Source organism: Vulcanithermus mediatlanticus, from assembly GCF_055385885.1.
In genome coordinates this window covers 1,888,409-1,901,189 of record NZ_AP042385.1, presented here as the reverse complement: position 1 = coordinate 1,901,189, position 12,781 = coordinate 1,888,409, and the positions used below count along the sequence as shown (strand labels likewise).

Sequence of the window (12,781 nt, the reverse complement as noted above, 5' to 3'; positions counted from 1 at the left end):
ATAATGATCCCGTATGGCAGGCCACAGCAAATGGGCCCAGATCAAACGGAAGAAAGCAGCCAACGACGCGAAGCGTGGCAAGTTGATCACCAAACACTTGCGTGCCATCCAAGCGGCAGCCAGGAGTGGAGGTGGCCCAGATCCCCAAGCCAACGTGGCGCTGCGAAACGCGATCGAGGCCGCGCGCCGGGACGATGTGCCCCTCGAGAACATCGAGCGCCTTCTGGCCAAGCTGCGCGGGGAAGGCGAGGGGGCAACCCAGTTTGAGGAGATCAGCTACGAAGGCTACGCCCCGGGTGGGGTGGCGGTGCTGGTGCTGGCACTGACCGATAACAGAAACCGCACCGCGGGTGAAGTCCGGCACGTCTTTGGCAAACACGGGGGTTCCCTGGGAAGCTCGGGGTCGGTCGCCTGGCAGTTCGAACGGCGCGGTCTCGTTGTGATCAAGGACACCAGCGAAGCCGCCCAGGAACTGGCGATTGAACTAGGCGCCGAGGACATCGACATCTCCGGCGACGTCCTCGAAATCTACGTGGCGCCAAGTGAGGTCTACCGGGTCGCGCAGGCGCTGGAAGAGGCCGGGAAAAAACCCGAGAGCGCCGAGATTACGATGATCCCCCAGAACACGGTGAGCCTTTCCCCCGAAGACGCGGGCAAGGTGCTCCGCCTGGTCGAGGCCCTGGAGGAACTCGACGACGTACAGAACGTCTACACCAACCTCGACCCGGAGTCGGTTCCGGTCAGCGGATGATCGTCCTCGGGGTTGACCCGGGCATTACGAACTTGGGTCTCGGGGTGGTCGGGGGTGACGCCAAAGACCCTCGGCTCCTCGAGGCCACGGTGGTGACCACCACCCCCAAGATGCCCGCCCCCCAGCGCGTGGGCAAGCTCTTCCGGGTGGTGTCGGAGGTCATCCAAACCCACCGCCCGGAGGTGGTGGCCCTCGAGGCCCAGTACTTCTACCGCCAAAACGAACGCGCGTTCCAGGTGGGCTGGGCGGTCGGCGCCGTTCTGGCAGCAGCCGATCTCGCCGGACTCCCGGTTTATGCTTACGGGCCGATGCAGATCAAAAAGGCCCTCGTTGGCGCCGGTCGGGCAAGCAAGGACCAGGTGGCCTACATGGTGCGCGTGCTCCTGAAGATGAAGCGCCCTCCTTCCCCGAGCCACGCCGCCGACGCTCTGGCGGTCGCCCTCACCCACCTCTTCCAAAACCAGATCCCACCCGAGCCCATGTAAACCCCGGTATGTGACAGTTGCCCCATCATTATCGGGAAAGTATGCTTAGCATAAAGAAACAGGAGGTGACCATGGCTCGAAAACCCGCACTGGTGGTGAGGCTCCTTGCGCTGCTTTTCCTCTTCTCGTTCCCGTTCTCATTCGCAAATTCGGTCCGGAACGCCGGTCTTGGCGGCACGATCCTACCCGGCCCTTCGGCGGCAATCTATAACCCGGCCTACGCGGCGATGCCGGACCCCTTCCCCCGGGAAGCCTGGAGCGTGCCGGTCGGCCTTTTGGGCTTCCTCATGCCCGACCGCAGCCCGCTCTACTACTTCATCGACCCCAACACCTTCATCTCCAGCTTTGACCTGCTCAGCGCCTTCGACCAGCTGACCCACCTCGACAGCTTCCTGATCAACCCGGCGAAAAGCCCCGACGAGGTTCGAATCAGCATCGACGCTGGCGGCATCACGCTCACCGACGGCCAGGGCAACCCGATCAACCTTAACTTCTTCGGCACCCAAAGCACCTCGACCCGCGAAAGCCGCTCGATCCTGACCCCTTCGCCCCTGCTTCAGTTTCCCCTGAGCACTGACCCCAACTTCTCGATCGATCTGGGCATCTTCGTGGGGCTCAATGACTTTGGCCTCGACCCCAACTCCGACCTCATCAACGCGATCCTGAACCAATCGTTGCAGCCGAACACGACCTACACCCTAAAGGCCAGCGCCACCGCGAGCGCCGGCGTCAACCTCGACTTCACCTACGCTGGCGCCCTGCCCGTGCCCCTGCCGCTCGGCGGAGAGGTCTACCTCGGCGCCCGGGGGAGGACCTTCCTCGGCCTGGCCTACGCCGACGCCAAGACCACGGTTGAGGTCACGACCGATAATAACGGCCTGCCAAATGGCAGCACCCAAACCACCGACGCCTTCTACGTGATCCCCGGGCAGGGGTACGGCTACGGGGGCCAGGTGGACGCCGGTGTGGCGGTCCAGCTCGCCGGGGCCGTTGTTGGCTTTGGCGTCACCAATCTCATGAACATGGCGACCTGGCAGGGTCAGCAACAAACCTTTGACGGCACCACCCCGACCAGCGCACCGGTGGCAAAAACCATCACCTTTACCGGTAGCGCGCCCCGGTACTTCGTTAACGGAGCCATGCCCCTACCCCTCGGGCCGATGGGCACCCTCCTCGTCGCCGCCGACGCGAGCCTTGATGCGAGCGGCACCACAAGCGCCCACGCCGGCATCGAATATGACCTCGGCCCGATCGTGCTCCGGGGTGGGGTGGGACTTGAAAACGGAACCCGCTTCGGTCTCGGCGCCGGTTTCGACCTCGGCGGAAGCACCATCGACCTGGCGCTCACCACCCACAGCGCTCCCATCAGCGGGGAAACGGTCTACGGTATCGCGATGAGCGTGGGCTTTTAGAAAGCGGGGTGAATTGCAATGAAAAAGCTCTCGATCCTGGCCCTCTTCCTGGCTCTGCTCCTCAGCGCCTGCAGCGGGCGCACGGCGTACGTGGTGAATGTCGACGTGTTGTCACTGATTGAAGCAAGCGGGGAGAGTACACAGTTTACGCTGAGCAACACGGGAAGCAACACAATCACCCTCCCATCGGCAAATGGGCAAGAACTTTCCATCCCTCTTCCTGACAACGTGATTAACGCCATTGATTCCGCCACCCTTTCGCTTGCGCTGAACGCGAGCCTTCCCAGCGGATCAACGACGATGCCAACTGTTGACGTACAGGTATGTTTCGCCCCTACTGGCACGACCGATGTTTGCGCCAATGCCTTCAAAACGTATAGCTTTCAGATCACCAGCACAGGTCCAGTTAATACCACGCCCTTCGATTTAAAGAGCATTATCTCGTCGCTGCAATCAGGGGCTGCAGTCGCCGTGAAACTCACTCTGAGCGGGAGCGGAACGGTAGACATCACAATCACCAAACTAACCCTCGAGGTCAAAGCGCACCCCTTCAACGCCATCCCCACCCAGCTGTAAGCCACGGATAGGAGGTTTTCGGTATGCGACGAACAAGACTCTTTGGGCTCGGGGCGCTCACCCTCTTCCTGCTCACCGCCTGCAACCTGCCCCCGATCACCATCGACCTCGTGTCATTGCTCCCGAGTACAGTCAAAAGTGGAGCATACAGCATCGCGGATGCAGTGGGCTCAGCAGTTCCACTGTTCACAGACAAGGACAACAACGGGCTTCCAAGCAGCGGAGATATCTTTTACGACACAACAACCTACCCAACCTGGCCAAGCAGCGATTTTCCTAATGGACTGAGCTACGTCCTGGACCTGAGCACTGGGCTCTACCTTCCCGATAACCAAGGGACACAGATTTCCCTGGGGACCGTCGCCCTCCCCGCAAGCCCAAAGCGGCTCGAGGTGAGCTATGAGGTCGATGTCGGTTTTTCCGGCACCTGCCTCCAAAGTCTTGGTGGCATCCTCACCGCCCAGCTCTACATGGCTACAACCCAAGCTGACCTCTGGAACAGCCCGCTTGGCCAAGCCCAAACGGTTGATCTGTCTCAGCTGAACCAAGGTTTAAAGGGCACCATTTCTCTCGACACTCAAAGCCTCCTGCAGGCTCTTAGCACCGGCGGCAGCCTCTACGTTGGCCTCAAGTTGACAACCCAGCAAGGCAGTCCATTAAACGCAACCTTTGATACCCAGAATTCGAGCTGCCAGACCACGGTCCTCTACGGCCAACCTTCGATCGAGGTTTGGGGCGTTAAGGTCGATGGCCAAATTAGCTACGCGTTCCGTTCACTGAAGCTCCTGGTCTACTTCTTCTAACCGGTCAGCACTAGACTTTGGCTTCATTCTGTATTATGGGCGCGAGGGAGGTGGATGGATATGCGAAGGGCGCTCATCTTCATGGTTGCCCTAGGCGCGGTGGCTTTTGCCGCGAGCGGCCAGCAAGTCTACCAGCAGTACTGCGCAGCCTGCCACCAGGCAAACGGAAAGGGGCTCCCCGGCGCCTTTCCTCCCCTAGTGGAGGAGGCTCCGGAATATGCCGCCAAAGGTGAAAAGGGGATTGATTTTCTGATCCACGTGGTCCTGTTCGGCCTGCAGGGTCAGATCACCGCCGGCGGCGCTACATATAACGGGATCATGCCCCCGTTTGGCCCCCGCCTTTCTGATGAACAAATCGCTGCCGTGCTCGACTACATCACCAAGGCCTGGGGCAACGACAAGCTTCTTCCGAAGGACTTCCAGGGCTTTAAGGCAGAAGACGTGGCCCGGGAACGTAAGAAGTCGCTCACGCCACAACAGGTCTACGCCGAGTGGAAAGCGTTGAGCGGCGAGTAGGCCCCGATCGTGAGGACGTGCGGCCCCCGCCAGGGCCGCACGTTCTTTTTTTGGAGGGAGGAGAAGACGTGACTACTGATTGAGCTTTCTCCAAACCCCGGGATTGCCACCGCCGAATCCCCTCCGCACCCCGTGACAGTTGTAACAGGGGATCAAGTCGGCATCGACGGGCCAGGTGAGTTGATAGGTCTGCGGCGTAGGGTGCGGTCCGTGACACATGAAGCAGTCGAGGTTCGCCGCCGCAGCCTGAAAGAGGCCGAAGTGAGATGCAAGGGTGGTGACATCGTAGCCGCCGGCCTGCTCCCCGGCCGCCGCTGGCCGCAACCCGTAGCCGAAGACCGCGAAAACGGTGAGCACGACCACCAGACCGAAGAGCTTTTTAACGCCGTCCATTCGTGGAGCCACCTTCATCCGACGTATCGCCCTCACCTCACTTCAGCGGGTTCACCGGATAGACCTTGATCGTCACCTGCCCGTCGTCCTTGAACACGTGGCAATCCGTACACCCCGTCTGGAAATGCAACGGGAAGAGCTTGGAGAGCTTGAGATGGCGCTTATGGATCCGCGGGGCGAGGCTGAGTGGACCCTGATGGCACGACTTACAGTCCGCGGGCACGGATTTGACCATACCGAGCTGGATGACCGGCGGATGCCCCACCTCCTTGGTGAGGGCCTCGATGGCCTTCTCGATGGGGAAACCGCCGCGGAGGTGACATCCAACACAACTGTTGGCATCAACCGCCGCTTCGACCGCCTTGGGGTAGTTGTGACAGTCGCTACAGGTCAGCTGAGGTCCGGCCGCGTGCGATTTGGTGCTGAAGTTTTCAGGGTTGATCTTGGAAGCGTCGGTTGGGGGGTGCTGGCCATGGCAATCAAAGCACTGCAACGTTGGTGCCTTTACGTGGGCTTCCTTCACCGCCACCCGACTCATCGGCACCGGAATCGACCTCGACTTCGAAGACGTCTCCGAAGCCTGCGCCAGCACGATGAAGACCAACACCCCGAGCAATCCGACCGCTAGCCAAAGGATACCTTTCCGTTTCACCCAGCCCGCCCCCTTCGCTCACTCACGATCGCCAGATCGCTACTGCTGTTTCCACACGTCCGGATTGTTCGCCCACCCCGCCGTCACATCGTGGCAGTAGAAGCAGGGCAAGGTGTCGGCGTCCGGAGGCGGGGTGCTCTGGTACGTGGAGGGCTCAGGGTGATTGCCGTGGCAGTCACCGCACTGAAGCGTCGGGGCCGCGCCGGGAGGCGGGTGATCCACCGTCGTGGTGGCCGTCTGCAAAGGCACCGAATTCAACGGCGCGCCCTGCGCGATCGCGGTGCCTCCCGTCACCCCACCGCCAGAGAACACGCCCAACAGCGCCGAGAGGCCAAACCCGACCCCGACGCCTAGGGCAATCACCATGAGCAACTTAAGCAATCCTCGAATCATCAAAACCTCCTTTCTGCCGCTTCCCATTCCATGACTCCTCCCTCGCCCCGCTTGCGAACCGCATATCTACTTCTCTTTCACCCCCTTCCTATACCCAGCTCCATACCATTTATAGAACTATTGCTAACTATAGGATAGCACCGGAATGGGAGTACGAATGACCTCAGGGCGAAACTCATTTCTTTCCTCCCTGAGTGGGTTCACCGGTCGTTGCGACAAATGGCTTCCAGACCTGATCGATGTAGTCGAGGTAAACGTAGAGCCGCCGGACGTAGTTCATCCAGGCATCCACCAGGCGGTCCATTTGAACGTCGAGTTTGTGCCTTGCCGCGATGATCAGGGCAGCGTTCCCGCCCGCCTCGGCTTTCTCAAGCGCCTGCTTCGCTTCATCGACAAAATTGGCGATCGTATCCAAACGTTGTTCGGCAAACCGCACGGCATCCAGGTAAGCGTCAAGCGTCAACGCGATGCGTGCTTTGGCCTCGTCAAAGCGGGCCCGTCGCTGCTCGAGCTCGAGTTCGGCCCGTCGGATATCGACGTAGTTCGAAACATCAAGTGGAACCGACACCCGCACGTCAAAGCCGTAGTCCCAGTTTCCACTGCCGGAGCCCGGCCGGGATGCCCGCAGACCCAGCGAAGGGCCGTCGGTGCTCGCGTTCAACAAAAGCCGTCCCTCCGGGCCACCCACGCCGGCCCAGAAAGAGACGTTCGGCATATATACGCTCCAGGCTTTCTTGAGACCCTGCTCAGCTCGTCTAAGGGCATAGAGTTCGCGCTGGTAAGCAGGAAGCGCCTCTAAATCTACCTCAGGTACCACGAAGCGCAAGGCCACAGGCTCCGCTTCGCCCTCGAGGCCATAGAGCTTCGCCGTCTCGAGGGCACGCTTGAGGTTAGCCTTTGCCTCCTCGAGGCCGAGCTCCTCCATCCGGGTGTCGCCACCCTTCGCTTTGGCTTCTTGCAATCGGATCTCAGCAAGGTCAAGGGCGATCTGGGCTTTCCACAAAGCGCCGTAAGCGAGCAATGCGTCGCGAACCCCCCGGCGACGGGCGCTTCGCACCTGCCGCCAGGCGTTTTCGGCCTGTTGCGCCTCTGAGAGCAACCGGTCCGGGGCGTATCGCCACGAGAGACTCAGCGTCGCGGAAGGCCCCAACGAATCCCTAAGCTGCAGGCCAACCCGGCCGGTGAGCCCCACCTGCTGGGCACGGTACTCGAGGTCGGTCAGGCTCGCCTGCTCTATGAGGGCATCAAGCCCTGGAGGCTCGAAGCTGAGCGCATCTTCAGGCTTGGCCGCCAAAGCCGGGACCATGGCCATCGACCCCAAAACTCCCGCTATCACCGCCAGGCATTTGACCCATCTCGTCAACATTCCAAAACTCCTCCGCGCCGTCGCCCTATGGCCTCTTCCTCAAAAGCCCCAATCCGCTGTCTCGAATACCCTTGAGCAATACCGAGGTTAGCGTACTGTGAGAAATCGAGTACAAATGCCCCCGCCGGGGAGGCCGATACATGACATCTCGGCCTTTGCCCCGCAGGGGGCAGGACATTCCTACTCTTTGCTAAGCTCTATAGTGACCGAGGAAGATGATAGGGGGGTGAAAAGGATGTTCAAGAAACTTTTCGTTACGGCACTCTTCATCGGTACGCTCGCGTTCGCGGCCAACGGTCAGCAGGTCTACCAGCAATTCTGCGCTTCCTGCCACATGGCAAACGGCGAGGGCGTTGCGGGCGCGTTCCCGCCGCTTGTTCAGGAAGTGCCGGAATACATCGAGGCAGGCACCGACGGCATCAACTACCTGATCCACGTGATCCTGTTTGGCTTGCAAGGGCAGATCACCGCGAAGGGCGTCACCTATAACAGCATGATGCCTCCGTACGCGGCCCAGCTCTCGGACGAGCAGATCGCGGCGCTCCTCGACTACATCGCCAAGGCCTGGGGCAACGACAAGCTTCTTCCGAAGGACTTCCAGGGCTTCAAGGCAGAGGACGTGGCCCGGGAACGCGCGAAGTCACTCACGCCCCAGCAGGTGTACGAAGAGTGGAAAAAGCTCGAAGGTAAGTAGACGGCCCTACCTCCTCGCTTGCACCCCCTCTGGGGGTGCATTATGCTTTTTGCGTGCGAATTTTCCTGAGCATCGCGATCGCGATGGGGCTCTTCGCCGGTGCATCCGCGGAGAGCCTGGTGGTCGGGGCCGCATCCTCACTCGGTCCGCCCCTCAAACAGCTCATCGCCGCCTTCGAACGGGAGCAAGGCACCGGGGTCAAACTGGTCCTGGCCTCATCCGGAAAATTGTTTGCGCAGATCCAAAACGGCGCACCGTTTGACATTTACATCCCCGCCGACGTTCGATATCTCCAGTCGCTCCCGCCGGGCCGGCTCAAGGCCCCGGCACGGGTCTTTGCCAAGGGTCAGCTCGCCCTTTTTTTACCCCAAAGACTCAATCTGGCGGTCCAGGATCTCACCATCCTGCGCCGCCCCGAAATTCGCAGGATCGCCGTAGCCAATCCCAAGCACGCGCCTTACGGCCGGGCAGCGATCGAAGCCCTGAAGCGCTCCCGCCTCTTCGCCGCCCTTCAAACCAAACTCGTCTACGGGCAAAACGTTGCCCAGGCGGCTCAAATGGCGGTGTTCGCCGCCGATGCCGGGCTGATCGATCTGGGATCGGCGATGAGACTCCAAGGGCAGGTTTGGGTCGTCCCTGCTTCGCTCTATGAACCGCTCGAGTATGGCGTCGGTCTCCTGAGCGAAAAACCAGCTGCCCACCGCTTCTTCGATTTCATCACCGGTCCCAAGGCCGGGCCCATCTTTCGCGCTCACGGCTTGGTCGAACCATGAGGGAAGCTCTCACGCTCAGTTTCCTGCTCGCCCTTTCGAGCACCGCCGTGCTCTTGGTGGTTGGAGGGGCGCTGGCGTACAGCTTGCGCAAGTCCTTCCCCGGCAAGCGGGTCGTCGAAAGTATTCTGCTGCTGCCGATTGCGTTGCCGCCAACCGTCATCGGCTTTTACCTGCTCATTCTCCTCGGCCCCGCGGGACCGATTCAAAAGGTGATCGGGGTCCCGCTGGCCTTTACCTTCCCCGGAATGCTTCTCGGGGCCACCCTCTTTAGCTTTCCTTTCGCTTTTACCGCCTTTCGCGAAGCTTTCCTGGCCCTCGACGACGACCTGCTGGAAACCGCCCGAACCCTGGGCGCCGGCCGCTTGCGGATCTGGCGCGAGATCATCCTGCCGCTCGTCTGGCCCGGCCTGCTCTCCGGGGCCCTGCTGGCTTTCGCCCACACCCTGGGGGAGTTCGGGGTGGTGCTGATGGTCGGCGGCAACATCCCCGGGAAAACGCAAGTCGCCTCGACATACATCTACGATCTGGTAGAAAATCTCGACTTCAAAGAGGCCAACAAAGCCTCGGCGCTCATGCTGGTGCTCGCGTTCTCGCTCATTTTCCTGACCCGGACGTTGGAGGAACGGTGGAGGTCCGTTACCGCATCACGAAACCCATCCGCCTCGAGGTAAACTTCCGCATCTCGGGGTTGACCGCCCTCCTTGGGCGCTCGGGGGAAGGCAAGACCACCACCCTGAAGGCCCTGGCGGGGTTGATTCCGGCGAGCGGCGCCCCGTATGGGGGACTCCCCCCGGAAGCCCGCCCCATCGGCTACCTTCCTCAACACCACGCGCTCTTTCCCCACATGACGGCTCTGGCCAACGTTGCCTTCCCCTTACAACACCTTCCGCCCAAGGCCCGCAAGGCCCACGCGCTCTCCCTTTTGGAGCGCTTCGGGCTCGGGGCGCTGGCTGATGCCCGCCCCGCCGAGCTCTCCGGCGGTCAGCGGCAGCGTGTCGCCCTGGCCCGTGCCCTGGCCAGGAATCCAGAGCTCTTGCTCCTCGACGAGCCCACCGCGAGCCTCGATCGCGAAGCCCGGGAGGATGTCGGCGATTTTTTGGCCTCGCTCGCCGAGGAGGAAAAAACCCGAATCCTCGTGGCCACCCACGACCCGGAGCTCGCCCAGAGTGCCCACTGGGTGGTGGTGCTCGAGAAGAATCGGGTGGTGCAGGAGGGCCCGCCCTCCGAGGTCTTTACCCACCCCGCGAACCTGGACGTGGCCCGACTGGTCGGATTCTCAAACCTTTTCCCCGGCCAAGTCTCGGGCTTTCAGGATGGATTCCTCCTGGTCGAGACCGTCGCGGGAACGCTCTGGGTTAAGGGCGAACCCTTGGCCCCGGGAACGCCGGTGACCCTCGGGGTCAGGCCCGAAGAGGTCCTCATCGTCCGCAAGGACCGTCCGCTCCGGGTCGCGCTCCGGCACAACGTGATCGCCGGGACGATCCGCCGGCTCCGACTTCAAGGTCCGTATGTCAAAGCCGAGTTCTCCGGTCCCCTAGAGCTCAAGATCCTCCTTCCCCGGCACGTTCAGGACCGACTCAAACTCAGCCCCGGTCAGGCGGTCGAGGTCACCCTCAAGCCCGCATACCTTCAGCTCTTCTCTTCGGAGTCCTTCTCTTCGCTCTCCTGAAGCCCCTTTTTAAATTCTCGGGCCGACTGACCGATGCCGCGAGCGAGCTCAGGCAGCTTTTTGGCGCCGAAGAGCAAGAGGATCAAAAGCAAAATGATCAGAATCTCCCAGATGCCAAGGTTCATTCGCCACCTCCTCCCCACGCCGGGGGGAACCTTCTCTCTCCCAGCATACCTTTACGCCAAGAACTCCCTTAGCCGATCGCGGTAAACGAGCTGGACCAGGGCGATGGCCAGAAAGACGGTGAGCAAGCTCGTCCCCCCGTAACTCACGAACGGCAACGTGATCCCAGTCGCCGGAGCAAGGCCCAAAGTCACGCCGATATTCACCAGGACCTGAAACGCGATCATGGAAAAGACGCCAACGACGACCAGCCGATCACCAAGGTGAGGCAGATCCAAAGCCAAGGAGACCAGCCGCCAGAAAAACAGGGCGTAAAGGAGCAAAAGTCCCGTCGCCCCCACGAACCCCATCTCCTCACCCAGGACGGAGAAGATAAAGTCGGTGTGCCGAAAAGGAATGAAGCCGAGCTGAGACTGCGTTCCCTGGTGATACCCCTTGCCGGAAAATCCTCCCGAGCCTATCGCGATCATCGACTGGAGGACCTGAAACCCGCTCCCCAGGGGATCGCGGGTGGGGTCGAAGGCACTCAGGATGCGTTCTTTCTGGTATGGCCGGAGCTGGGGCCAGATCACCGTGGGAAAGAGCGCCAGTGCGGCCACGAAGGCCGAGATCAAATGTTTGACCGGGAGCCCGCGGGCGAAAAACATGCCGGCCACGATCGCGGTCATCACCATGGCGCCGCCCAGGTCAGGCTCGAGGACCGTCAACCCAATCGGGGGAAGGGCGATGAGCAATGGGACGACGTAATCGCCCAGCCGGCGTAGCGGTCGGTTCACAAGCCCCCTGGCCAGGGCCAGGATGAGGGCGAGCTTTGCAAACTCCGAGGGCTGAAAACGAAGGGGCCCCACGATGAACCAAGCCCTCGCCCCGTTAATCTCGCGGCCAAAAATGAGCACCAGCAAGAGCAGGGCAACACTGAGGCCGTAGAGGACCCAGACCAAACGGTAAATGGTCTGCTTTTCCAGAAGCTGCAGCGCAGCCGCTGCCACGAGCGCAATGCCCAGCCAAAGCCCCTGACGGGCGAGAAAGGATGGCGCGGGCGCAGCGCTTGAGAGCACGAAAAGGCCAAAAAAGACCAGGCCGAGGGCCAGCGCCCAAAGCCCCCAGTCATAATCGAAGCGCAGCCTGCCCACGCTCATGGATGGACGGGAATTTCGGCAACCAAAACCGTGTTCTCGCCCCGCTCTTCGACGCGAACCTCGACCGCGCCGTCATCGGTAGGGAAATACCGTCGCAAGACCTCGAGCAGGTCAGCCTTCAAGTTCTCGATTTTTCCCGGTGAAAGCCGGGCTCGGTCGTAGGCCAAGACGAGTTTCAGCCGCTCCCGGGCCTTCTCCTTACTTCGCTTCCTGCGCCACCACATCAGCTACCCCCTCCGAGAAGCCGCCGGAGGGCGGAAAAGAAACCACGACGATCCTCAAGCGGCGGGAACGGGATTTCCTCACCGTGAATCCGGCGCGCCGTGTCCATCAGGGCTCGGGCGGAGAGGCTGTCCTGCTTGAGTACCACCGGTTCCCCCATGTTGGTCGAAACCAGGATCTGCTCGTCCTCGGGGATAATGCCGATCGGTTTCAGACCAAGGATCTCGACCACATCGTCAACGGCCAGCATGTCGCCCCGCCGAACCATGTCCGGGCGCAGTCGGTTGATCACCAGAAAGTTCTCGTTCACGTCACCGGCCTCGAGCATGCCGATGATCCGGTCAGCATCCCGGACGCTGGAAACCTCGGGGTTCACCACGACGAGGGCACCCTCTGCTGGGGCAGAGGCGGTGCGAAACCCCCGCTCGATGCCGGCGGGAGAATCGATCAGTATCCGGTCGAACCCGCCTTCCTCCAGGAGCTGGCGGATGATATCCCTGAAGACCTCGGGATCGAGCGATTCCTTGTCCTTGGTCTGGGACGCGGGCAAAAGGTAGAGGCCATCGACCCGTTTGTCGCGTACCAGTGCTTTGCGGAGCTCGACGCGACCCTCGAGGACATCGACCAGGTCAAAAACAACCCGCGACTCAAGCCCCATCACCACGTCTAGGTTGCGCAAGCCCACATCCACATCGACCACCGCCACTTTCTCACCCAATTTGGCCAGGGCCGCGCCCACATTGGCGGTGGTCGTGGTCTTGCCAACCCCACCCTTTCCCGAAGTCACCACGATGGCACGCGCCTCCACGTGTAC

The 12,781-nt window shown here is 61.3% G+C and carries 18 protein-coding genes; 10 read left to right on the top strand and 8 right to left on the bottom strand.

What is annotated here, in order from left to right; genetic code table 11:
- Positions 1-13 precede the first annotated feature (13 nt).
- From ACZ5BT_RS10865 to ACZ5BT_RS10840, 6 genes are all read left to right on the top strand, one after another.
- Complete coding sequence (locus ACZ5BT_RS10865) at positions 14-751, top strand: YebC/PmpR family DNA-binding transcriptional regulator (protein ID WP_464884607.1); 738 nt, start codon at positions 14-16, stop codon at positions 749-751.
- Positions 748-1,236 (top strand): crossover junction endodeoxyribonuclease RuvC, encoded by a 489-nt coding sequence (locus tag ACZ5BT_RS10860; RefSeq protein ID WP_464884606.1) that lies wholly within the window; start codon positions 748-750, stop codon positions 1,234-1,236. The genes ACZ5BT_RS10865 and ACZ5BT_RS10860 overlap by 4 nt, the downstream gene beginning before the upstream one ends.
- Positions 1,237-1,307: 71 nt before the next feature.
- Complete coding sequence (locus ACZ5BT_RS10855; RefSeq protein WP_464884605.1) at positions 1,308-2,648, top strand: hypothetical protein; 1,341 nt, start codon at positions 1,308-1,310, stop codon at positions 2,646-2,648.
- Between the two features lie 18 nt (positions 2,649-2,666).
- Positions 2,667-3,224, top strand: coding sequence for a hypothetical protein (locus ACZ5BT_RS10850; RefSeq protein ID WP_464884604.1), 558 nt, complete (start codon positions 2,667-2,669; stop codon positions 3,222-3,224).
- Between the two features lie 23 nt (positions 3,225-3,247).
- Positions 3,248-4,027, top strand: a complete 780-nt coding sequence (locus ACZ5BT_RS10845) for a hypothetical protein (RefSeq protein ID WP_464884603.1) — start codon at positions 3,248-3,250, stop codon at positions 4,025-4,027.
- 60 nt (positions 4,028-4,087) lie between these two features.
- Positions 4,088-4,543: a c-type cytochrome gene (locus ACZ5BT_RS10840; RefSeq protein WP_464884602.1), complete on the top strand. Its 456-nt coding sequence runs from the start codon at positions 4,088-4,090 to the stop codon at positions 4,541-4,543.
- A gap of 72 nt (positions 4,544-4,615) precedes the next feature.
- Here ACZ5BT_RS10840 and ACZ5BT_RS10835 read toward each other — a convergent pair whose 3' ends face one another.
- The 4 genes from ACZ5BT_RS10835 to ACZ5BT_RS10820 all read right to left on the bottom strand — a co-directional run bounded on the left by ACZ5BT_RS10835 (position 4,616) and on the right by ACZ5BT_RS10820 (position 7,317).
- Positions 4,616-4,936: a cytochrome c3 family protein gene (locus ACZ5BT_RS10835; protein WP_464884601.1), complete on the bottom strand. Its 321-nt coding sequence runs from the start codon at positions 4,934-4,936 to the stop codon at positions 4,616-4,618.
- A gap of 37 nt (positions 4,937-4,973) precedes the next feature.
- Positions 4,974-5,588 carry a cytochrome c3 family protein gene (locus ACZ5BT_RS10830; protein WP_464884600.1) on the bottom strand — a complete coding sequence of 205 codons (615 nt, stop codon included), beginning with the start codon at positions 5,586-5,588 and terminating at the stop codon, positions 4,974-4,976.
- Positions 5,589-5,627: 39 nt separating this feature from the next.
- A complete protein-coding gene (locus ACZ5BT_RS10825; protein WP_464884599.1) occupies positions 5,628-5,981 on the bottom strand; it encodes a hypothetical protein in 354 nt (117 codons plus the stop codon).
- Between the two features lie 175 nt (positions 5,982-6,156).
- Positions 6,157-7,317 (bottom strand): TolC family protein, encoded by a 1,161-nt coding sequence (locus tag ACZ5BT_RS10820; RefSeq protein WP_464884598.1) that lies wholly within the window; start codon positions 7,315-7,317, stop codon positions 6,157-6,159.
- Positions 7,318-7,582: 265 nt separating this feature from the next.
- Between ACZ5BT_RS10820 and ACZ5BT_RS10815 the strand changes: the two genes are divergently transcribed.
- Genes ACZ5BT_RS10815 through ACZ5BT_RS10800 form a run of 4 tightly spaced genes read left to right on the top strand, consistent with a single transcriptional unit; the run spans position 7,583 to position 10,483 of the window.
- Entirely contained in the window at positions 7,583-8,041 is a 459-nt protein-coding gene (locus tag ACZ5BT_RS10815) for a c-type cytochrome (RefSeq protein WP_464884597.1), read from the top strand.
- Positions 8,042-8,094: 53 nt separating this feature from the next.
- Positions 8,095-8,814, top strand: a complete 720-nt coding sequence (gene modA / locus ACZ5BT_RS10810) for a molybdate ABC transporter substrate-binding protein (RefSeq protein ID WP_464884596.1) — start codon at positions 8,095-8,097, stop codon at positions 8,812-8,814.
- Positions 8,811-9,485, top strand: coding sequence for a molybdate ABC transporter permease subunit (gene modB, locus ACZ5BT_RS10805; protein WP_464884595.1), 675 nt, complete (start codon positions 8,811-8,813; stop codon positions 9,483-9,485). Before modA ends, modB begins: the two co-directional genes overlap by 4 nt.
- Positions 9,440-10,483, top strand: coding sequence for an ABC transporter ATP-binding protein (locus ACZ5BT_RS10800; RefSeq protein ID WP_464884594.1), 1,044 nt, complete (start codon positions 9,440-9,442; stop codon positions 10,481-10,483). The genes modB and ACZ5BT_RS10800 overlap by 46 nt, the downstream gene beginning before the upstream one ends.
- Here the strand turns inward: ACZ5BT_RS10800 and tatA are convergent.
- From tatA to minD, 4 genes are read right to left on the bottom strand one after another with little or no spacing between them, the layout of a single operon-like run.
- Entirely contained in the window at positions 10,444-10,608 is a 165-nt protein-coding gene (tatA, locus tag ACZ5BT_RS10795; RefSeq protein ID WP_464884593.1) for a twin-arginine translocase TatA/TatE family subunit, read from the bottom strand. The genes ACZ5BT_RS10800 and tatA overlap by 40 nt on opposite strands.
- Positions 10,609-10,659: 51 nt before the next feature.
- On the bottom strand, positions 10,660-11,745 hold the full coding sequence (gene rodA / locus ACZ5BT_RS10790) for a rod shape-determining protein RodA (RefSeq protein WP_464884592.1): 1,086 nt from the start codon (positions 11,743-11,745) through the stop codon (positions 10,660-10,662).
- On the bottom strand, positions 11,742-11,969 hold the full coding sequence (gene minE / locus ACZ5BT_RS10785) for a cell division topological specificity factor MinE (RefSeq protein ID WP_464884591.1): 228 nt from the start codon (positions 11,967-11,969) through the stop codon (positions 11,742-11,744). Before minE ends, rodA begins: the two co-directional genes overlap by 4 nt.
- On the bottom strand, positions 11,969-12,775 hold the full coding sequence (minD, locus tag ACZ5BT_RS10780) for a septum site-determining protein MinD (protein ID WP_464884590.1): 807 nt from the start codon (positions 12,773-12,775) through the stop codon (positions 11,969-11,971). The genes minE and minD overlap by 1 nt, the downstream gene beginning before the upstream one ends.
- Positions 12,776-12,781 lie beyond the last annotated feature (6 nt).